Origin of the sequence: Achromobacter dolens (genome assembly GCF_902859745.1) — a bacterium.
In the GTDB taxonomy this organism is placed as follows: Bacteria; Pseudomonadota; Gammaproteobacteria; order Burkholderiales; family Burkholderiaceae_B; genus Achromobacter; species Achromobacter dolens.
In genome coordinates, this window is sequence record NZ_CADIJW010000004.1 from 63,366 (window position 1) to 84,403 (window position 21,038).

At 65.2% G+C, this 21,038-nt stretch carries 18 protein-coding genes; 6 read left to right on the plus strand and 12 right to left on the minus strand.

The window, feature by feature from the left end:
• Positions 1 to 11: 11 nt before the first annotated feature.
• The 3 genes from HV783_RS05135 to tldD all read right to left on the minus strand — a co-directional run bounded on the left by HV783_RS05135 (position 12) and on the right by tldD (position 4,343).
• Positions 12 to 1,421, minus strand: a complete 1,410-nt coding sequence (locus tag HV783_RS05135; protein WP_116791078.1) for an FAD-binding oxidoreductase — start codon at positions 1,419 to 1,421, stop codon at positions 12 to 14.
• Between the two features lie 99 nt (positions 1,422 to 1,520).
• Positions 1,521 to 2,594, minus strand: a complete 1,074-nt coding sequence (gene aroG / locus HV783_RS05140; RefSeq protein ID WP_054501345.1) for a 3-deoxy-7-phosphoheptulonate synthase AroG — start codon at positions 2,592 to 2,594, stop codon at positions 1,521 to 1,523.
• Positions 2,595 to 2,882: 288 nt separating this feature from the next.
• A complete protein-coding gene (tldD, locus tag HV783_RS05145) occupies positions 2,883 to 4,343 on the minus strand; it encodes a metalloprotease TldD (RefSeq protein ID WP_054501346.1) in 1,461 nt (486 codons plus the stop codon).
• A gap of 751 nt (positions 4,344 to 5,094) precedes the next feature.
• On the opposite strand from tldD, the gene HV783_RS05150 reads away from it, so the two are divergent.
• Positions 5,095 to 5,478, plus strand: a complete 384-nt coding sequence (locus HV783_RS05150; protein ID WP_054473936.1) for an H-NS histone family protein — start codon at positions 5,095 to 5,097, stop codon at positions 5,476 to 5,478.
• Positions 5,479 to 5,564: 86 nt separating this feature from the next.
• Here the strand turns inward: HV783_RS05150 and HV783_RS05155 are convergent, their stop codons facing one another.
• Positions 5,565 to 6,203, minus strand: coding sequence for a DUF4136 domain-containing protein (locus tag HV783_RS05155; protein ID WP_054501347.1), 639 nt, complete (start codon positions 6,201 to 6,203; stop codon positions 5,565 to 5,567).
• Positions 6,204 to 6,354: 151 nt separating this feature from the next.
• Here HV783_RS05155 and pepN point away from each other — a divergent pair, with 151 nt between their 5' ends.
• Positions 6,355 to 9,060, plus strand: coding sequence for an aminopeptidase N (pepN, locus tag HV783_RS05160; RefSeq protein WP_175188787.1), 2,706 nt, complete (start codon positions 6,355 to 6,357; stop codon positions 9,058 to 9,060).
• Between the two features lie 10 nt (positions 9,061 to 9,070).
• Positions 9,071 to 10,090 (plus strand): class 1 fructose-bisphosphatase, encoded by a 1,020-nt coding sequence (locus HV783_RS05165; RefSeq protein WP_054417627.1) that lies wholly within the window; start codon positions 9,071 to 9,073, stop codon positions 10,088 to 10,090.
• Positions 10,091 to 10,162: 72 nt separating this feature from the next.
• Here HV783_RS05165 and HV783_RS05170 read toward each other — a convergent pair whose 3' ends face one another.
• The 4 genes from HV783_RS05170 to alaC all read right to left on the minus strand — a co-directional run bounded on the left by HV783_RS05170 (position 10,163) and on the right by alaC (position 14,742).
• Positions 10,163 to 10,384 carry a YgdI/YgdR family lipoprotein gene (locus tag HV783_RS05170; RefSeq protein WP_006388435.1) on the minus strand — a complete coding sequence of 74 codons (222 nt, stop codon included), beginning with the start codon at positions 10,382 to 10,384 and terminating at the stop codon, positions 10,163 to 10,165.
• Positions 10,385 to 10,537: 153 nt separating this feature from the next.
• Positions 10,538 to 11,947: a threonine synthase gene (gene thrC / locus HV783_RS05175; protein WP_064524183.1), complete on the minus strand. Its 1,410-nt coding sequence runs from the start codon at positions 11,945 to 11,947 to the stop codon at positions 10,538 to 10,540.
• Between the two features lie 123 nt (positions 11,948 to 12,070).
• Complete coding sequence (locus HV783_RS05180; protein WP_049072494.1) at positions 12,071 to 13,375, minus strand: homoserine dehydrogenase; 1,305 nt, start codon at positions 13,373 to 13,375, stop codon at positions 12,071 to 12,073.
• A 182-nt stretch (positions 13,376 to 13,557) separates the two neighbouring features.
• A complete protein-coding gene (gene alaC, locus HV783_RS05185) occupies positions 13,558 to 14,742 on the minus strand; it encodes an alanine transaminase (RefSeq protein ID WP_054417625.1) in 1,185 nt (394 codons plus the stop codon).
• A gap of 340 nt (positions 14,743 to 15,082) precedes the next feature.
• Between alaC and HV783_RS05190 the strand changes: the two genes are divergently transcribed.
• From HV783_RS05190 to HV783_RS05200, 3 genes are read left to right on the plus strand one after another with little or no spacing between them, the layout of a single operon-like run.
• Positions 15,083 to 15,544: an Mth938-like domain-containing protein gene (locus tag HV783_RS05190; RefSeq protein WP_006388431.1), complete on the plus strand. Its 462-nt coding sequence runs from the start codon at positions 15,083 to 15,085 to the stop codon at positions 15,542 to 15,544.
• A complete protein-coding gene (locus tag HV783_RS05195; protein ID WP_006388430.1) occupies positions 15,544 to 16,008 on the plus strand; it encodes a peroxiredoxin in 465 nt (154 codons plus the stop codon). Before HV783_RS05190 ends, HV783_RS05195 begins: the two co-directional genes overlap by 1 nt.
• Before the next feature lie 58 nt (positions 16,009 to 16,066).
• Entirely contained in the window at positions 16,067 to 17,767 is a 1,701-nt protein-coding gene (locus tag HV783_RS05200; RefSeq protein WP_054501350.1) for a PhoH family protein, read from the plus strand.
• 127 nt (positions 17,768 to 17,894) lie between these two features.
• Here the strand turns inward: HV783_RS05200 and HV783_RS05205 are convergent, their stop codons facing one another.
• The 4 genes from HV783_RS05205 to HV783_RS05220 all read right to left on the minus strand — a co-directional run bounded on the left by HV783_RS05205 (position 17,895) and on the right by HV783_RS05220 (position 21,027).
• Positions 17,895 to 18,026, minus strand: coding sequence for an entericidin A/B family lipoprotein (locus HV783_RS05205; RefSeq protein ID WP_006388428.1), 132 nt, complete (start codon positions 18,024 to 18,026; stop codon positions 17,895 to 17,897).
• 42 nt (positions 18,027 to 18,068) lie between these two features.
• Positions 18,069 to 18,764, minus strand: coding sequence for a fumarylacetoacetate hydrolase family protein (locus tag HV783_RS05210; protein WP_054501351.1), 696 nt, complete (start codon positions 18,762 to 18,764; stop codon positions 18,069 to 18,071).
• 83 nt (positions 18,765 to 18,847) lie between these two features.
• Positions 18,848 to 19,150, minus strand: coding sequence for a Dabb family protein (locus tag HV783_RS05215; protein WP_064522687.1), 303 nt, complete (start codon positions 19,148 to 19,150; stop codon positions 18,848 to 18,850).
• A complete protein-coding gene (locus HV783_RS05220; protein ID WP_116791084.1) occupies positions 19,150 to 21,027 on the minus strand; it encodes an ABC transporter permease in 1,878 nt (625 codons plus the stop codon). Before HV783_RS05220 ends, HV783_RS05215 begins: the two co-directional genes overlap by 1 nt.
• Between the last annotated feature and the right edge of the window lie 11 nt (positions 21,028 to 21,038).

The window sequence follows — 21,038 nt, forward strand, 5'->3', positions numbered from 1 at the left end:
CTCCGGACGACTCACCAGGAAACGATCTTGCCCGGGTTGAGGATGTTGTTCGGATCGAACGCATGCTTGAGGCTGCGCATCAGATCCAGCGCGTCATCGCCATGCTCTTCGGCCATGAACTGCATCTTGTGCAGGCCGATGCCATGCTCGCCGGTGCAGGTGCCATCCGCGGCGATGGCGCGCCGCACCAGGTTGTGGTTGATGGCCTCGGACTCCTGCCATTCGCGCTCGCTGTCGGCGTCCAGCAGCATCAGCACGTGGAAGTTGCCGTCGCCGACGTGGCCGACGATGGTGTACGGGAAGCTGGCGCGGTCCAGTTCCTCGACGGTGTCGCGCACGCAGTCAGCCAGGCGCGAGATCGGCACGCAGACGTCGGTGGTGCTGGCGCGGCAGCCGGGGCGCAGTTGCAGGCCGGCGAAGTAGGCGTTGTGGCGCGCGGTCCACAGGCGGCTGCGGTCCTCGGGGCGCTCGGCCCATTCGAAATCCATGCCGCCATGCTCGGCGGTGATGGCCTGCACGGTCTCGGCCTGCTCCTGCACGCCCGCCGGACTGCCGTGGAATTCGAACACCAGCAGCGGCGTCTCGCGCAGCGTCAGCTTGCTGTGGAGGTTGACGGCGCGCACGCTGGCCGCGTCCATGAACTCGACGCGCGCCACCGGCACGCCCATCTGGATGATCTCGATCACGCTCTGCACCGCGGCATCGAGCGTGGGGAAGTTGCAGACCGCGGCCGACACGGCCTCGGGTTGCGGATACAGGCGCACGGTGACTTCGGTGATGATGCCGAGCGTGCCTTCGCTGCCGACGAAGATGCGGGTCAGGTCGTAGCCGGCCGAGGACTTGCGGGCGCGGCCGGCGGTGCGCACGATGCGGCCATCGGCGGTGACCACGGTCAGCGACATGACGTTTTCGCGCATGGTGCCGTAGCGCACGGCGTTGGTGCCGGAGGCGCGCGTGGCGGCCATGCCGCCCAGGCTGGCGTCGGCACCCGGATCGATCGGAAAGAACAGGCCGGTGCTGCGGATCTCTTCATTGAGTTGCTTGCGCAGCACGCCGGCCTGCACGGTGGCGGTCAGGTCTTCGGCGTTGACGGCCAGCACCTTGTTCATCTGCGACAGATCCAGGCTGATACCGCCCTGGATCGCCAGGATGTGGCCTTCCAGCGACGAACCCGCGCCGTAGGGGATCAGCGGCACGCGGTGTTGGTTGCACAGCTTGGCGACCTCGGCGACTTCCTCGGTGCTCTGGGCGAAGACCACCGCGTCGGGCAGCATCGCGGGATACGGCGACTCGTCGCGGCCATGGTGCTCGCGCACCGCGGCGGATTCGGAGAAACGGTCGCCAAAACGGGCGCGCAGGGCCTCGAGACAAGCGGCTGGCACCGCGCGGCGCAACGATTCGGCGTGCAAGGGAGCGTTCATGATCAGCGGGTTCTCGGATGGGGGAATCCGGATATTCTACGCCGCCCGCCTTGCTGCGCTGCAAACCGCCCGGACGGGGCGGCTTGCAGCAATCAGGACTTACTTGCCGGAGGTCAGCGCGACCCGGCGGCGCTCGCGCACGGCCTGGGCCAGGCGATCGAGCACGGCGACCGACGCGTCCCAGTCGATGCAGCCGTCCGTGATGCTCTGGCCGTAGACCAGCGGTTCGCCCGGCACCATGTCCTGACGGCCTCCCAGCAGATGGCTTTCGACCATCACGCCGACCAGCCGCGCATCGCCCGCTTCCATCTGGCGCGCCACGTCCTCGATGACCAGCGGCTGGTTCTCGGGCTTCTTGCTGCTGTTGGCGTGGCTGGCGTCGATCATGACGCGTTGGGCCAGGCCCGCCTTGGACATGTCCTGGCAGGCCGCCTCGACGCTGGCGGCGTCGTAGTTGGGCGTCTTGCCGCCGCGCAGGATGACGTGACAGTCTTCATTGCCCGCGGTCGAAACGATGGCCGAATGCCCGCCCTTGGTCACCGACAGGAAATGGTGCGGCTGGGACGCCGCCTTGATCGCGTCCACGGCGATCTTCACGTTGCCGTCCGTGCCGTTCTTGAAACCCACCGGACACGACAGGCCGGATGCCAGTTCACGATGCACCTGGCTCTCCGTCGTGCGCGCGCCGATCGCCCCCCAGGAGACCAGGTCCGCAATGTACTGCGGCGTAATCATGTCCAGGAATTCGCACCCCGCCGGCAATCCCAGGCTGTTGATGTCCAGCAGCAGCTCGCGCGCCACGCGCACGCCCTTGTTGATGTCGAAGCTGCCGTCCAGGTCCGGATCGTTGATCAGCCCCTTCCAACCGACAGTGGTGCGAGGCTTCTCGAAATACACGCGCATCACGATTTCCAGATCCGCGCTGAGGCGGTCGCGCACCGGCTTCAGGCGCTTGGCGTATTCGATCGCGGCGCGGGTGTCGTGGATCGAACACGGGCCGATCACGACGATCATGCGGTCGTCCATGCCATGCAGGATGCGGTGCATCGACTGCCGGGCGGCGAACACGGTGTCGGAAGCTTCCTTGGTGCAGGCGAACTCACGCATGACGTGCGCGGGCGGATTGAGCTCTTTGATTTCTCGGATGCGAAGGTCGTCGGTATTGTGTGACACGGTACTGCTCCTGGGTTTCCCGCCACCGGGATTGCATCCCGGGGGGTTCCTCAAACTGACGGCACAAAAAAAGCCGCCAGTTCGCTGGCGGCTTTTTTGGGGGGATTCTTTCCAAACTTCAGATTGAGCGCTTCCCTTCCTCCGCCAGCGGCTTCAGAAAACCAAAAAAATAAAAGTAAAAGGCGGGGGAAGCGAATTTCATGGGAAAAGACTCTAGCACACTTTTTTCGGGCCGTCACGCCAGTTTGCGGCGCGGCGTGGCGGCCCCGCAGGCTGCCTGGCGACCGGTCAGGCCGTCCCGCCGACGGTCAGGCCTTCCATGCGGACCGTAGGCATGCCCACGCCCACCGGCACGCTCTGGCCGTCCTTGCCGCACGTGCCCACGCCCGAATCCAGCTTCAGGTCGTCGCCGATCATGCTGACGCGGGTCATGGCGTCGGGACCGTTGCCGATCAGGGTGGCGCCCTTGACCGGATAGGTGATCTTGCCGTCTTCGATCATGTATGCCTCGGAGGCCGAGAACACAAACTTGCCGTTGGTGATGTCGACCTGGCCGCCGCCGAAATTGGCCGCATACAGCCCGCGCTTGACGGACGAGATGATCTCCTCGGGCGCCTTGTCGCCGGCCAGCATGTAGGTATTGGTCATGCGCGGCATGGGCAGGTGCGCGAACGATTCGCGGCGGCCGTTGCCGGTGGCCGCGGTCTTCATCAGCCGCGCGTTCAGCGTGTCCTGCATGTAGCCGCGCAGGATCCCATCCTCGATCAGCACGTTGCGCTGGGTGGCGTTGCCCTCGTCGTCGATGTTGAGCGAACCGCGGCGATCCGGAATGGTGCCGTCGTCGACCACCGTGACACCCTTGGAGGCGACGCGTTCACCGATACGCCCGGAGAACACGCTGGAACCCTTGCGGTTGAAATCGCCTTCCAGGCCGTGGCCGACGGCTTCGTGCAGCAGAATGCCGGGCCAGCCCGAACCCAGCACCACCGTCATTTCACCCGCGGGCGCCGGACGCGCCTCCAGGTTGACCAGCGCTTCGTGCACGGCGCGCTCAACGTAGCCCTGCAGCATTTCGTCCGTGAAATATGCCAGCCCCAGGCGGCCACCGCCGCCGGCATGGCCCATTTCGCGGCGGCCATTGCGTTCGGCGATGACGGTCAGCGACAGGCGCACCAGCGGCCGCACGTCAGCGGCCAGGCGGCCATCGCTGCCCGCCACCAGCACCACGTCATACTCGGCGCCCAGGCCGGCCATGACCTGGATCACGTGCGGATCGCGGGCCCGCGCCATGCGTTCGACGCGTTCGAGCAGCGCCACCTTTTCGGGGGCGCTCAGGGTCGCCACCGGATCGATGTCGGCATACAGGCTGCGGCCCATTTCGGCTTCGACCTGCGCCGCCACCTTGACCTTGCCGGCGCCGCGGCGGGCAATGCCGCGCACCGCGTGCGCCGAGGACAACAAGGCATCGGCCGAGAGCGAATCGGAATAGGCGAACGCGGTTTTCTCGCCGCTGACGGCGCGCACGCCAACGCCCTGGCTGATGGAGAAGCTGCCGGTCTTGACGATGCCCTCTTCCAGGCTCCAGCCCTCGCTGCGGGTGTACTGGAAATACAGGTCGGCATAGTCGACCTTGTGGGTGAAGATTTCGCCAAGGGCGCGCGCCATATCGGCCTCGGTCAACCCCCACGGGTCGAGCAGGAGCGATTTGGCGGTAGCCAGGGATGCAATAGCGGGATCGATGATTTTCATAGGACTCTGTTCGGGGGCGCCGGTGCGACGAACGCGGCAGCCAGGACGCTCAAGGCTATATCGTACCGCCGACAAGGGGGTGGCGTCGCGGCCGCCGTTTATTGTCTATCAAGTTAACCAATTGGAACCGCTCCCATACCCGCGAGGGGCGTTCCGAAAAAATAACCTCTGCCCGGGCGCCAGCCCCTTTGCTCACCGGCCGGACGCCCTATCGAACTTGTCATACAACGCAACAGCAAAATGAAAATGGCGTAAAAAAGTCCTCCCCGCAAACGGCCGCGCATATCATTCCCGATGGCTGGGAATGAAAATCCGCATACCCCTGGAAATCCCCGTGTCATAGGGATCGCGTCCAGTCGTCCTACCACTTGTGGAAACTCGTGTATTTGCCGCCGGCATCGACCCGGCATACGAAAATTACAGGCTTACTACACACTGAAAAGTGGGCATCCTCTGCCCATCCGCTCGCTTCGTGAAACAAAAACGCGCATTTCCCAACACGCAATGTTGCATTCGTCCGCCCTGTGAACCAAACGGGCGGTTGTTTCATTTAGTCCCAAATTTGGGAATATCATTCCCAATACTTGTTCATGGCGCAAACCCGCTAGCCTAAAGACTTTCCGGCCGTTTTGATACAAAGTAATTAGACCAAAACAGCGGCAAAGGGACGTCAAATTCTGTATTATGCGAAGCACAACAAATAAACATAACTCCGCCGGCGATTAAAGCAGTTCCATAATCAGGAATAACCATGGCCCGAGAAACCTACGCAGCTCTGCAAGCAAAGATCGAAAAGGAAATCAACAAGCTCCAAAAGAAGGCTGAAGTCCTCCAAACCAAGCGCCGCAAGCCGGTCATCGCCTCGATCATCACGTCGATGCGCGAGTACGACATCACCCCCGAAGAAATCGCCGCCGCCTTTGGCGCCGGCAAGCCCGTCCGTGCCACCCCCAGCGGCCGCCGCAAGGCTGGCGCCGCTGTCCGCCCGGCCAACGCCGCCAAACGCGCCGTTGCGCCCAAGTACCGTCATCCCCAAACCGGGGAGACCTGGAGCGGTCGTGGCAAGGCCCCCCGCTGGCTCGCCGCCGAAGAAGCATCCGGCGCCACGCGCGACAGTTTCCTCATCAAAGAATAAAACCTATTATTCAGTAAGAAAAAATAAATGCGCACCAAATTGGTGCGCATTTTTTATTTTATGACTGTCTTTTGGCGTGGCAAAAACTACTGGACCGGGAACTGGATTTCGCGCTCGGCGCCATTATTTCCCGGGAATCCGTCAAATATTGCCCGTACCAGATACGGCATCATCCGCACGAAATTGTCCCGTTCGCTGAGTATGAAGGCGCTGGAACGGTAGACCTCGGCTCCGCCCCGCTGACTGTCGTGGATCTGCAGCGTGAGCGTGTTGCGCTGGACCACCATGGGCACGTCGACCCAATCCGGGCCCCAATAGCCGTAGTAGCCGCCCCACGGCCGCGGACCGTAGAAACCGCCATAGCCATAACCGCCATTGAAATACGGATCGTACGGACGCCGCACCATCACCTGCGTCTGGCTCGTGCCATAACGGAACGAGACATCGAAACGGGCCTTGGCGCCCGGCTGGGCTTCCACCAGCCCGGTGGCGCCGATGCCGGCGCGCACCATGTCCTGGTATGACTGGTATTCGAGATTATTGGCCTGCGATGGCTCGGCCGGCACGAATTGGTAAGTCTGGCCTTCGACGCCTGTCGGCCACTGCTGGAAGGAGGTGACGCGCGCCGACACGGTGGGGGTGGCACATCCGCTCAGCACCAGCGCCCCCAATACAGCCAGGACGGCCGCCCAACGGCCGGTATTGAACGGGGAAGAACGAGACATTTGCAACTCCTCATTGCGCGACGGCGCCCATCATACTGAGCTTTGACCGCGCGGGCCCCCAAAAGTTTACGCCGGGCGGGTGCGTCCGGCGCCTGTGTCTGTCAGGCCTCACACTACAATAGGACTCTCGTTCATACAGGACTGCAATCCCATGCGCACAGACACGCCCGTTACCGTATACCGCAAGGATTACCAGCCCTACCCCTACGACATCCCGCAGGTTTCCCTGGCCTTCGACCTCGCGCCCGACAGCACCGAGGTCCGCTGCGTCATGCAGGTCCGGCGCAAGGCGGACGCCAGCGCCGACGCCGCGCTGGTGCTGGACGGCGAAGAGCTGGAGCTCGTCTCGGTAGGGGTGGATGGCCAGGCGCTGCCGGCCGACCGTTTCCACCTGTCCGAGCACAGCCTGGCGCTGTACGGCCTGCCCGCCGAGGCCAGCGTGGAGATCGTCAGCCGCTGCAAGCCCTCGGCCAACTCCACGCTGATGGGCCTGTACGTCTCGGGCGGCAATTTCTTCACCCAATGCGAAGCCGAAGGCTTTCGCCGCATCACCTGGTTCGCCGACCGTCCGGACGTCATGTCGCGCTACCGCGTGACCTTGCGTGCCGCGCCGGCCTACCCGGTGCTGCTGTCCAACGGCAACCTGGTCGCCTCGCGGCAACTTCCCGACGGCCGCAACGAGGTCGAATGGGAGGATCCGTTCCCCAAGCCCTGCTACCTGTTCGCCCTGGTGGGCGGCAACCTGACTCACCGCGAAACCACGGTCAAGACCGCCAGCGGCCGCGACGTGCTGCTGCAGGTCTACAGCGACCCGGGCGCAGAGACCAAGACCGAATGGGCGCTGGATTCCCTGGTGCGCGCGCTGCGCTGGGACGAAACCCGCTTCGGCCTGGAACTGGACCTGGACCGCTTCATGGTCGTTGCCGTCCATGATTTCAATATGGGCGCGATGGAGAACAAGGGCCTGAACATTTTCAATGCCGCCTACGTACTGGCCGACGCGGATACCGCCACGGACGCCAACTACGAAGGCATCGAATCCGTCATCGGCCACGAGTACTTCCACAACTGGACCGGCAACCGGGTCACTTGCCGCGACTGGTTCCAATTGAGCCTGAAGGAAGGCCTGACCGTATTCCGCGACCAGGAATTCAGCGCCGACATGATGGCGCAGGACATGGACGAGGCCGCTGCCGCGAGCGCCCGCGCGGTCAAGCGCATCGACGACGTGGTGACGCTGCGCGCGGCGCAGTTCCCCGAGGACGCGGGCCCGATGGCCCACCCGATCCGTCCCGACAGCTACCAGGAAATCGGCAACTTCTATACCGCCACGGTGTACGAGAAAGGCGCCGAGGTCATCCGCATGCAGCACACGCTGTTGGGCGAGGCCGGTTTCCGCGCCGGCATGGACGAATATTTCCGCCGCCACGACGGCCAGGCCGTGACCTGCGACGACTTCGTCGCCGCCATGGAATCCGTCTACACGCGCCAGCACCCGGGCCGCGATCTGTCGGTGTTTCGCAACTGGTACCGCCAGGCGGGCACGCCGCGCGTGACGGTCAGGCTGACGCACGACGCCGCCGCCCGCCGCTGCACCGTGACGTTGTCGCAGGAATGCCAGCCGGTCGGCGTCGAGAAAAAGGCCCCTGCCGGCTTCGTCAAGGCGCCCTACCATATCCCCTTCGCCATCGGCCTGCTGGACCGCAACGGCCGCGCCCTGCCGTTGCGCCATGACGGGATGGTCAAGGACACCGCACTGCTGGAACTGACCACGCAGAGCCAGCAATGGCATTTCGACGACATCGACGAAATGCCGGTGCCGTCGCTGCTGCGCGATTTTTCCGCGCCGGTGATCGTCGATTACGACTGGACCGACGAGGAGTTGGCGCTGCTGTCGGCCCACGACGACAACCCCTTCGCACGCTGGGAAGCCGGCCAGGAACTGGCCACCCGCCAGATCCTGGCGCTGGCCGAGGCGCGCCAGGCCGGCCGCACGCTGCACGCCGACCCGGCCTTCATCGCCGCGTGGCGCGCGCTGTTGACCGACCCGGCGCTGGATGCCGCGTACCGCGCCCGCGCCCTGGCGCTGCCCTCGGAAAAGACCCTGGCCGAACGCATGCAGGCCGTCGATCCTCCGGCGCTGGCGGTGGCGCGCGATTTCCTGCGCGCCGAGCTGGGCCGCCAACTCTCGGCCGAATTCCGCCAGGCCTTCGATGACAACCAGACACCGGGCGCATACAGCCCCGCGCCGGTGCCGGCCGGCAAGCGCGCGATGAAGAACCTGGCGCTCAGCCACCTGATGGCGGCCGGCGAGCACGAGGCGCAGCGCCTGGCCGAACAGCAATACGAGCACGCCGGCAACATGACCGACAGCATGGCCGCGTTGTCGGCCCTGATCAACTACGGCCAGGGCGATTTCCCGCAGCAGGCGCTGGCGGCGTTCTACGACAAGTGGCGCGACAACGCGCTGGTGGTGGACAAGTGGTTCGCGTTGCAGGCCGCGGCGCGCTACACCACGGTGCAGACCGCGCGCGAACTGATGAAGCACCCGGCGTTCACGCTGCGCAACCCGAACCGGGCGCGCGCGCTGATTTTCCAGTTCTGCCTGAACAACGCCCGCGGCATGCACCACCCGGACGGGTCCGGCTATGCCTTCTGGGCCGACCAGGTGCTGGCGCTGGACGCGCTCAATCCGGAAATCGCCGCACGCCTGGCGCGCGCGCTGGACAACTGGTCGCGCTACGTGCCGGCCCTGCGCGGTCCCATGCAGGAAGCCCTGCAGCGAGTGCGCGGCCACGAGGGGCTGTCGCGCAACGTGCAGGAAATCGTATCCAAGGCTTTAGAATTCGCAGCATAGGGAGAACCTCTTGAAACGTAAAACACTTACCCAATACCTGGTGGAGCAGCAACGCTCCGCGCAGGCCCTGGCCCCCGAAGTGCGGCTGCTCATCGAAGTGGTGGCGCGCGCCTGCAAGGCGATCAGCCACGCGGTCAGCAAGGGCGCGCTCGGCGGCGTCCTGGGCAGCCTCGAAAGCGAGAACGTGCAGGGCGAAGTGCAGAAGAAGCTGGACGTGCTGTCCAACGAGATCCTGCTCGAAGCCAACGAATGGGGCGGCCACCTGGCGGCCATGGCCTCGGAAGAGATGGAGACCATCCACCTGATTCCGAACCGTTACCCCAAGGGCGAATACCTGCTGCTGTTCGATCCGCTGGACGGCTCCTCGAACATCGACGTGAACGTGTCGATCGGCACCATCTTCTCGGTGCTGCACGCCCCGCACAACGTGTCGGGCGCGCCGGTCTGTGAGGCCGACTTCCTGCAGCCGGGCAACAAGCAGGTGGTGGCCGGCTATGCCGTCTACGGCCCGCAGACCATGCTGGTGCTGACCATCGGCAACGGCGTGGTCGGTTTCACGCTGGACCGCGAAATGGGCTCGTGGGTGCTGACCCACGAAAACATCCGCGTGCCCGAAGACACCAAGGAATTCGCCATCAACATGTCGAACATGCGCCACTGGGCCGCCCCGGTCAAGCGCTACATCGACGACTGCCTGGCCGGTTCCACCGGCCCCCTGGGCAAGGACTACAACATGCGCTGGATCGCCTCGATGGTGGCCGACGTGCATCGCATCCTGACCCGCGGCGGCATCTTCATGTACCCCTGGGATGCGCGCGAGCCGGGCAAGGCCGGCAAGCTGCGCCTGATGTACGAAGCCAACCCGATGAGCTTCCTCATCGAACAGGCCGGCGGCGCGGCGATCAACGGCACGCAGCGCATCCTCGACATCCAGCCGGACAAGCTGCACCAGCGCGTCAGCGTGATCCTGGGCTCGAAGAACGAAGTCGAGCGCGTGGGCCGCTACCACGCCGAGGACGCGGGCAAGTAAGCCCGGCGTTCGCCCAACAAAAAGCCCCGGCCTGAGCCGGGGCTTTTTTTTCGTCGGGATCCGGCGAAGGGCTTACTTGACCTCTTCGATGGACTTCACATCGTCCTTGTTGATCTGGACCTTCTTGCCGTCCTTGTCGTACTCGTACATGCCGGATTTCTTGTCATAGGTCGGCTCGTCGGGCGTCACGGTCGAGGTCCCGTCCCGTTGCTGAATAACCGAGGGCGACGAGCATCCGGCCAGCACCCCTACTCCGGTCACCACCAGGGCCAACGTCATGGTCTTCAGGTTCATGGGCGTGTTCTCCGAGTGTGAATGGTGAATTCACTGTATCGGATGCGCGCCCAAAAAAAGTGACGGCATGTGGCCAAAATGCGTATGAAAGTAAAAAACCCCTCGCGGTTCACACCGCGAGGGGTTGCAACCCCATACAACCGCAAGCTGCCTTTACACCTTGGCGTGCGCCTCGATATAGCGGCGCACGGCGGCGGCGTCGCAGTCCATGACTTCGACGCGCTGCGGCAAGGATTCCAGGTTTGCCAGGTTGCCCGGCGGCGTGGCCGGACGGCCCAGGGCGGCCTCGATGGTTTCCGAGAACTTGGCCGGCAAGGCGGTTTCCAGCACCAGCATCGGCACGCCGGGCTCGACGTGCTCGCGCGCGACCTTGACGCCGTCGGCGGTATGCGGATCGACCAGCACGCCGGTCTGGTCGTAGAGCGAGCGGATCGTGGCCAGGCGGTCTTCGTGCGAGCTGGCGCCCGAGACGAAGCCGTACTGCGCCTCGAACCGCGGCTTGAGCGCCGACAGGTCGAAGAAACCGTCGCGCGCCATGTCGGCCCACAGCGCCTTGACGCGGTCGGCATCGCGGCCGACCAGGTCGAACACGAAGCGCTCGAAGTTCGAGGCGCGCGAAATGTCCATCGACGGGCTGGAGGTGGCGTAGGTCTGCTCGGCCGGGCGCGGGCGATAGATGCCGGTGCGGAAGAACTCTTCCAGCACGTTGTTCTCGTTGGTGGCCAGCACCAGGCGACGCACCGGCAGGCCCATGCCGCGGGCGATGTGGCCCGACAGGATATTGCCGAAGTTGCCCGAGGGCACCGTGAACGAGACCTGCTGGCCCGGCTTGTCGGTGGCGCGCAGCCAGCCGTGGAAGTAGTACACCACCTGGGCGGCGATGCGCGCCCAGTTAATCGAGTTGACCGCGCCCAGGCGGTACTTGGCCTTGAAAGCCAGGTCGCCGGCCAGCGCCTTGACGATGTCCTGCGCTTCGTCGAACACACCGCGCACGGCGATGTTGTGGATGTTCTCGTCCTGCAGCGAGTACATCTGGGCGCGCTGGAACGCGCTCATGCGGCCGTGCGGCGACAGCATGAACACGGCCACGCCGCGCTTGCCGCGCAGCGCGTATTCGGCCGCCGAACCGGTGTCGCCCGAGGTGGCGCCAACGATGTTGAGCGTGGTGCCGCGCCGGGTCAGCACGTACTCGAACACCTGGCCCAGGAACTGCATGGCCATGTCCTTGAAGGCCAGCGTCGGGCCTTCGGACAGCCCCAGCAGCGACAGGCCGTCGTTCAGCGGGCGCAGCGGGACGATGTCTTCGCTGTTGAAGATCTGCGAGGTGTAGGCGGCGCGGGTCAGGCGGCGCAGGTCCTCGGCCGGAATATCGGTGGCAAAGCGCGACAGCACTTCGAACGCCAGGTCGGCGTACGGCAGGCCGCGCCACGATTCCAGCGTCTCGGCGGAAATCTGCGGCAGTTGCTCCGGCACGGCCAGGCCGCCGTCCGGCGCCAGCCCTTCGAGCAGGATGTCGGAAAACGGCTGGGGCGCCATGCCCCCCCGCGTAGAAATGTAGTTCATGTCATTGACTCCACAATGCACTGCGTCCCGCCAGGCCAGGCCGCGCGGAGCCGGCTCCGCCGGGCCGCCGCCGGCGCCCCCTTGAGGGGGAAGCGCCGCAGGCGCTTCGGGGGTGGGCCTTCCTCATGCCAAATGCTCCACGCGCAGGCGCGTGACCTTGGACCGCACGAACGGCAAGGCCTCGATGCGCTCGATGGCCTGGTTGACATTGCCTTCCACCGCTTCGTGCGTCAGGAAGATGATGTCCGCGCCGCCGATGTGCGAGGGCTGCTGGATCATCGAGCCGATCGAGATCGACCGGTCAGCCAGGAGGCGCGCGATGTCGGCCAGCACGCCCGGCTGGTCGTCCACGCGTAGGCGCAGGTAGTAGGAGGTGCTGACCTGCTCGATCGGCAGGATCGGCGTGTCGGCCATGGCGTCCGGCTGGAACGCCAGATGCGGCACGCGATTGCCCGGATCGGCGGTATGCAGGCGGGTCACGTCGACCAGGTCGGCCACCACCGCCGAAGCGGTCGGCTCTTCGCCGGCGCCCTGGCCGTAGTACAGCGTCGGGCCGACGGCGTCGCCCTTGACCAGCACCGCGTTCATGGCGCCTTCGACGTTGGCCAGCAGACGCTCGGCCGGCACCAGCGCGGGATGCACGCGCAGCTCGATACCGTCGGCGCGGCGCTTGGTGATGCCCAGCAGCTTGATGCGGTAGCCCAGGCGCTCGGCGTGCTCGATGTCCTCGGCGGCCAGTTGCGAGATGCCTTCGATGTAGGCGCGGTCGAACTGCACCGGCACGCCGAAGGCCAGCGAGGCCAGCAGCGTCAGCTTGTGCGCGGCGTCGACGCCTTCCACGTCGAAGGTCGGATCGGCCTCGGCGTAGCCCAGGCGCTGGGCTTCGGCCAGCACGTCGGCGAACGGCAGGCCGCGCGAGCGCATTTCCGACAGGATGAAATTGGTGGTGCCGTTGATAATGCCGGCGACCCACTGGATGCGATTGGCGGTCAGGCCTTCGCGGATGGCCTTGATGATGGGGATGCCGCCGGCGACGGCGGCTTCGAACGCCACCATCACGCCGCGCTCGGAAGCCGCGGCGAAGATCTCGTTGCCGTGCTTGGCCAGCAGCGCCTTGTTGGCGGTGACCACGTGCTTGCCGTTGGCGATGGCTTCCAGCACCAGCTCGCGCGCCAGGGTATCGCCGCCGATCAGCTCGACCACGATGTCGATCTCGGGATCGCGCACCAGCGCGTGCACGTCAGTGTCCACGGGCAGCGTGTCGCCGACGCGGGCGCGCGCCTTGGGCACGTCGCGCACGGCGGCGCGGGTCACTTCAATGCGGCGACCGGCGCGGCGCGCGATCTCTTCCGCATTGCGCGACAGCACCGTCCAGGTGCCGCCGCCAACCACGCCCAGGCCGAGCAGGCCCACTTTCATGGGATTCATCGCGGCGCCCTCGGCGGGCGGGCGTTGAGGGGAATTCATTTCAGTTCTCCAAACACTCACGCAATAACGGCTGCATACAGTCCACGGGCGCCCTCCCCGAGCGGGATGCCGCGGATCCGGCTCCGCCGGTCCGCCAGCATGCCCCCCCCCGGGGGGAAGCGCGCAGCGCTTCGGGGGGGACCTTACCTATAGCCGTCCTTGCGGAACATATCCTTGATGCCGCGCACCGCCTGGCGGGTGCGCTGCTCGTTTTCGATAAGAGCGAAGCGCACGTATTCGTCGCCATACTCGCCGAAGCCGATCCCGGGGGACACGGCCACTTTCGCATCCGACAGGACGCGCTTGGCAAACTCCAAAGAGCCCATCGCCCGGTAGGGTTCGGGGATCTGCGCCCAGATGTACATGGACGCCTTGGGAATTTCCACATTCCAACCTGCTTCGTGCAGACCGCGCGCGAGCACGTCGCGGCGGCTTTGGTACTGCGCCACGATCTCGTTCACGCAGTCCTGCGGGCCGTCCAGGGCGGCGATCGAAGCCACCTGGATCGGCGTGAACGTGCCGTAGTCGTGATAGCTCTTGATGCGCGCCAGCGCGCCGACCAGCTCGCGGTTGCCGACCATGTAGCCGATGCGCCAGCCCGCCATGTTGTAGCTCTTGCTCATGGTGAAGAACTCGACCGCGACATCGCGCGCGCCGGGCACCTGCATGATCGAGGGGGCGACGTAGCCGTCGAAGGTGATGTCGGCATAGGCCAGGTCGTGCACCACCAGGATGTCGTGTTCCTTGGCCAGGGCCACCACGCGCTCGAAGAACGACAGGTCGACGCACTGGGCGGTCGGGTTGCTGGGGAAGCCCAGCACCATCATCTTGGGCTTGGGAATCGATTCGCGCACGGCGCGCTCGAGTTCCTCGAAGAAGTCCACGCCCGGCGTCATGCGCACGGAGCGGATGTTGGCGCCGGCGATGACCGCGCCGTAGATGTGGATCGGGTAGCTGGGGTTGGGCACCAGCACCGTGTCGCCGCGGTCCAGGGTGGCCAGCATCAGGTGCGCCAGGCCTTCCTTGGAGCCGATGGTGACGATGGCTTCGGAATCGGGGTCGAACTCGACCGCATAGCGGCGCTGGTACCAGTCGCAGATGGCCTTGCGCAGGCGCGGGATGCCCTTGGACACCGAGTAGCCGTGGGTGGTCGGGCGGATGGTGGCCTCGACCATCTTGTCGACGATGTGCTTGGGAGTGGCGCCGTCCGGATTGCCCATCGACATGTCGATGATGTCCTCGCCGCGCCGACGGGCTGCCATCTTGAGCTCGCCGGTAATGTTGAAAACGTACGGGGGCAAACGCTCAATGCGAGAGAACTTCCTCATGATGGGAATCCTTAGGGGGCGAAGGGGCAAAAATCCAGGGCGCGAGGGCGCGAAGGGGAAACGGGCTCAAAAGCCGCGCCAGCACACGTTTGCGGCGCAGCAAAACCCTGTAATCTAGCGCAAGGACGCCTGGGCGGCAAATGGAACAAAAATAGGGCCTGCTTGATGGCAAATTTGGTGGCAAAAATGCCCGCCCTCCCGCCGGGCCGCCCCCAACGGCGGGCAGCCTCCCCGCGGGGGGCAGAGAGCGAGCGCAGCGAGTGAAGCGTGGGGGTATTCCCTTTGCAACATACGGCCATCCTGATGCGCTATTATCGGAGCCATAAAGCCGGAGTATTTATTGAAGCTGCATACCGATCCTGCGACGGCCGCCCTGAACACCGTCACCGCCTACGGTGACGGTTATATCGAGGTCAACCAGGTACGTTTTTCCTCCTCGGTCGCTTTTGGCCCCGAAGGCGAAGTTACCCCTTGGCCCGTTCAGTCGCCGGCCGACATCACCCCCACCCTCTTGCGTCAGGCGGCCGGATTGTCCGAACCCGTCCGCGACCCGTTGGCGTTCCTGGACGAACCCGAAGCCACCCCCAGCCGCCCGGCCAATGCGCCGGAAGTGCTGCTGGTCGGCACGGGCGGCCGGCAACAGTTCCTGCGCCCCGAGGTGCTGCGTCCCCTGTTGGCGGCCGGCATCGGCGTGGAAATCATGGACACCCACGCCGCCTCGCGCACCTACAACATCCTGATGGCGGAGGGCCGGCGCGTGGTCGTCGCCCTCATCCCCCCCAACGGAGACCCCCAGACATGATGATGCCCATCATCGGCAAGCCCGCCCCGCTGTTCACCGCTGAAAGCACCATCGGGCCGATCAGCCTGGAGCAGTGCCAGGGTCGCGCCGTGATCCTGTACTTCTATCCCAAGGACAACACCCCTGGCTGCACCACCGAGAGCCAGGATTTCCGCGACCTGCACGCCGACTTCCTGTCGGCCAGCGCCGTGGTGGTCGGAATCTCGCGCGATTCGCTGAAGTCGCACGAGAACTTCAAGGCCAAGTACGAGCTTCCTTTCCCTCTCATCTCCGACGCCGACGAAACCGTGTGCAATCTGTACGGCGTCATCAAGCAGAAGAACATGTACGGCAAACAGGTGCGCGGCATCGAGCGCAGCACCTTTCTGATCGACGCTTATGGCGTGCTGGTGCAGGAGTGGCGCGGGGTGAAGGTCCCGGGCCACGCCAAGGAAGTCCTGCAGGCCGCCAAGAGCATCGGTTAGCCGTGCACAGGAATACCCGTCAGGTGCCATAGCCGGCCCATACTGGAGAGTGACGCATATGCCGCTTCCGAAGTTGCCCACCCGCCCCGCAGCCATCCTGACCTTCCCCTCGGGCGATAACGCCCGGGCGCAGGCCCGCAGCACCAAGACCGCCGCTGCGCGGTCGAACACCCAGGCCGTCCTGGCCGAAGACGACGAGGACGAGCTGCTGGTCCAGCCCGAACTCGACGGCATGGCCCCTCCCGCCCGCAAGGCCCAGATCCCGGCCCGCCAGGTGCCGCCGCCGGCCCCCGCCGCACCGGCGCCGCGCGCCCAGGCGCGCCAGGCCAAGCCCGCCGCGACCCCGGCCAAGCGCGCCAAGCCGCGCGCCCAGAACGAGCCGCGCAAGCTGTTCGTGCTGGACACCAACGTGCTGCTGCACGACCCCAGCTCGCTGTTCCGCTTCGAAGAGCACGACATCTTCCTGCCGATGATGACGCTCGAAGAACTGGACCACCAGAAAAAGGGCATGTCCGAAGTGGCGCGCAACGCTCGCCAGGTCAGTCGTTCGCTCGACGCCCTGGTGCAGGACGCCACCCAACTGGACGAAGGCCTGGAACTGGCCAAGCTGGGCAACAAGGACGCCACCGGGCGCCTGATGTTCCAGACCACCGCCATCCACAGCACCCTGCCGTCGGACCTGCCCATGGGCAAGGCCGACAACCAGATCCTGGGCGTGGTGCGCGCGCTGCAGGAAAAATACCCGCAGCGTGAAGTCGTGCTGGTGTCCAAGGACATCAACATGCGCCTGAAGGCGCGCGCGCTGGGCATGGCCGCGGAAGACTACTTCAACGACCACGTCCTGGAAGACTCGGACCTGATGTACTCGGGCGTGATGCAGTTACCCGAGGATTTCTGGAACAAGCACGGCAAGGACGTCGAGTCCTGGCAACAGGGCGGCACCACCTTCTACCGCATCCACGGCCCGCTGTGTTCGCAGTTCGTGGTCAACCAGTTCGTCTACTTCGAAGGCCAGATGCCGCTGTACGCCCAGGTGCGCGAGGTCAGCGGCAAGATGGCGGTGCTGGCGACGCTGCGCGACTACACCCACGGCAAGAACAACGTCTGGGGTATCACCGCGCGCAACCGCGAGCAGAACTTCGCCATGAACCTGCTGATGAACCCGGAATGCGACTTCGTGTCGCTGCTGGGCCAGGCGGGCACGGGCAAGACGCTGCTGGCGCTGGCGGCCGGCATCACCCAGGTGCTGGAAACCAAGCGCTACACCGAGATCATCATGACCCGCGTCACGGTGCCCGTTGGTGAAGACATCGGCTTCCTGCCCGGCACCGAGGAAGAGAAGATGCTCCCCTGGATGGGCGCGCTGGAAGACAACCTCGACGTGCTGAACATGGGCGAAGGCGAAGGCAATGGCGACTGGGGGCGCGCCGCCACCATGGACCTGATCCGGTCGCGCATCAAGGTCAAGTCGCTGAACTTCATGCGCGGGCGCACCTTCCTGAACAAGTACCTGATCATCGACGAGGCCCAGAACCTGACGCCCAAGCAGATGAAGACGCTGGTGACGCGCGCCGGCCCCGGCACCAAGGTGATCTGCCTGGGCAACATCGCCCAGATCGACACGCCGTACCTGACCGAAGGCAGTTCGGGCCTGACGTTCGTGGTCGACCGCTTCAAGGGCTGGCCGCACTCGGGCCACGTAACCTTGCAGCGCGGCGAGCGCTCGCGCCTGGCGGACTACGCCGGGGACGTGCTGTGAACCCTCGCGGCTGAGTCTCCACCCCGCGCCCACCGCCGTGGGCGGACGCCGCCTCCCCGGGACGGCGTCTCCAAAGAAAAAGCCCCTTGAGCGATCAAGGGGCTTTTTTATCACCGGTGCCTGACGATTACTTGTCGGCGGCGTTGGTGATGGCGTTGCCGGCCCGCGACATGTCCTTGCCCATGCCCGCCACGGTATTGCAACCGGCGAGTACGAAGCCGAACACGACGAAGGCGGTCAGCACGATCTTGCTGCGCATGCTGCGCTCCTGAAATGTGGGGAAAAGATTCCGGGGCGTACTTTAAACGATCTGCACCCGCAGTTCACCCAGTCCCTCAACGCCGCCGGTGATGACATCGCCCTGCACCACGGCGCCAACGCCTTCCGGCGTGCCGGTGAAGATGATGTCGCCAGGCTGCAGTTCGAACAGGCCCGACAGGTAGGCGATGCTTTCCGGCACGTTCCAGATCATCTGCGAGATGTCGCTGGCCTGCTTGCGCTGGCCATTGACGTCGAGCCAGATGGCGCCCTTGTCGAGCGTGCCGACCACGCTGCGCGGATGGATCGGGCCCAGCGGCGCCGACAGATCGAAGGCCTTGCCCACTTCCCAGGGACGGCCTTGCTTCTTCATCTCGCCCTGCAGATCGCGGCGGGTCATGTCCAGGCCAAGGGCGTAACCCCAGACGCAGTCGTTGGCCTGTTCCACCGGGATGTCGCGGCCGCCCTTGCCCAGCACCACCACCAGCTCCATTTCGTAGTGCAGGTTGGAGGTCTTGGGCGGATACGGCATCTTGCCGGTTTCGCCGTCGGCCACGCTCAGCACGGCGTCGGCGGGCTTGCAGAAGAAGAACGGATCTTCACGGCCGGTGAAGCCCATTTCCTTGGCGTGCTCGGCATAGTTGCGGCCGACGCAGTAGACGCGGCGCACCGGAAACAGCGCGGCGCTGCCGGCAACGGGAACCGCGGTCAGCGGCTGGGGAGGCAATACGTAGTCCATGATCTATCAACCTATGACGGGTGGAACGGTCCGATGGCAAAAATCATTCGCGAGTGTATCCCGTTCCGGGACGGCGGAAATATTCAGCAAATTGTAGGGATTTCCCCATCGAACACCACCAGGCGCTCGATGAAATCCGCCATGTAGGCCTTCATTTCCTGGTGGGCGGCCGACACCTGGTAGCGGTCGTGGGCGGCGGCGTCACTGAACGCCGCCACCACCGCGTGGGTCAGTCCGTCCGAACGGCCGGCCTGGTTGGGCCGGAAGGCATAGCCCGCCACGCCGTCGCATTCGGCCAGGATGCGGTCGCAGTAGCCCCGCACCCGGTCATGAAAGCGCGCATCGGCGGCGCCGGACAATTGCAGCATTACGACATGCAGGAACATCACGACTCCTTTTTCGAACGGGCGACGGCAAGCCAGGCGCGCGACACCAGCCCCATGATGCCGTCGCGGAACAACAGGACGCACAGGATGAAGATAGCCCCCTGCACGATCAGCACCCAGGAGCCCAGCGGCGCCAGGTAATTCTGCAGCGACACGAAGGTGAAGGCGCCGGCCAGCGGACCAAACACCGTGCCAATGCCGCCCAGCAGCGCCATCAGCACCACTTCGCCGTTGGCGTGCCAGTGCACGTCGGTCAGCGAGGCCACGCCGAACACCAGCACCTTGAGCCCGCCGGCCAACCCCGCTACCGAGGCCGACAACGTAAACGCCAGCAGCTTGTAGCGCGACGTCGAATAGCCCAGCGAGCGGGCCCGCTGCTCGTTGTCGCGCACGGAACGGATCACCTCGCCGAACGGCGAGTTCAACACCCGCAGCACGAAGGCGTATCCCAGGGCGAACACCGCCAGCGTGAAGTAATACATCGGCATCACGCTGTCCAGGTCGAACAGACCGAACAGCTTGCCGCGCGGCACGCTCTGCAGGCCGTCCTCGCCGCCGGTGAAACCCGCCTGCACCGCGATGAAGTACACCAATTGCGACAGCGCCAGTGTGATCATCGCGAAGTAGATGCCCTGGCGCCGGATCGCGATGGCGCCGAACGCCAGTCCCAGCAGGCCGCCGGTCAGCACGCCGGCCAGCAGGCCAAGTTCGGGCGTGGCGCCCAGCAGCTTCATGACAATGCCGGTGGCATAGGCCGCCGCGCCGAAGAAGGCCGCATGGCCGAACGACAGCAGGCCGACGTAGCCCACCAGCAGGTTGAAGGCTGCGGCGAACAGCGCGAAGCACAGCACCTTCATCAGGAACGTGGGATAGACGAACCAGGGCGCGGCCAGCGCAGCCAGCGCCAGGATCGCCATGCACCAGCGCATGGCGCGACGGCCCAGTTGCACCGGTTCGCGCGTGGCTTCGGCCGCCAGCACGTTCTGCACCTGCAGCGGCTTGCCGAACAGGCCGGCAGGCTTGCACAGCAGCACCAGCACCATGATGAGGAAGATCGCCAGGTTGGCGGCCTCCGGATAGAACACCTTGGTCAGCCCCTCGATGATGCCCAGCCCGAAACCGCTGACGATGGCGCCCATGATGGAACCCATGCCGCCGATCACCACCACCGCGAACACCACCACCACCAGGTTCGAGCCCATCATCGGGCTGACCTGGTAGATGGGCGCGGCGATCACGCCGGCCACCGACGCCAGCGCCACGCCGAGCGCGTAGGTCAGCGTGATCAACAGCGGCACGTTGATGCCGAACGAGCGCACGATGGTCGGGTTCTCGGTGGCCGCGCGCAGCATGGCGCCGACCCGGGTCTTCTCGATCAGCACCCACACCGCCAGGCACAGCACCAGCGACACCACCACCGCCCAGCCGCGGTACCACGGCAGGAACATGAAGCCCAGGTTGACCCCGCCCGTCAGCGCCTTGGGGATGGTGTATGGCAATCCCGACACGCCATAGGCCTGGCGCAGCCCACCTTCAATCAGCAGCGCCAGCCCGAAGGTCAGCAGCAACCCGTACAGATGGTCCATGCGGTAGGTGCGCGAGATCAGCACGCGCTCGACCACGATGGCGAACGCCGCCATGATGAGCGGCACCAGCACCAGCGCGGCCCAGTAGTTCACGCCCAGGTAGTTCAGCAGCATCCAGGCCAGGAACGCGCCCGCCGTGTACTGCGCGCCATGGGCGAAGTTGATGATGTTCAACAGGCCGAAGATCACCGCCAGCCCGATCGAGAGCAAGGCGTAGAACGAACCGTTGATCAGGCCGAGCAGGAGCTGGCCGAACAGTGCCGTGGACGGCACGCCAAAAATTTCGAACACAGGATTCTCCC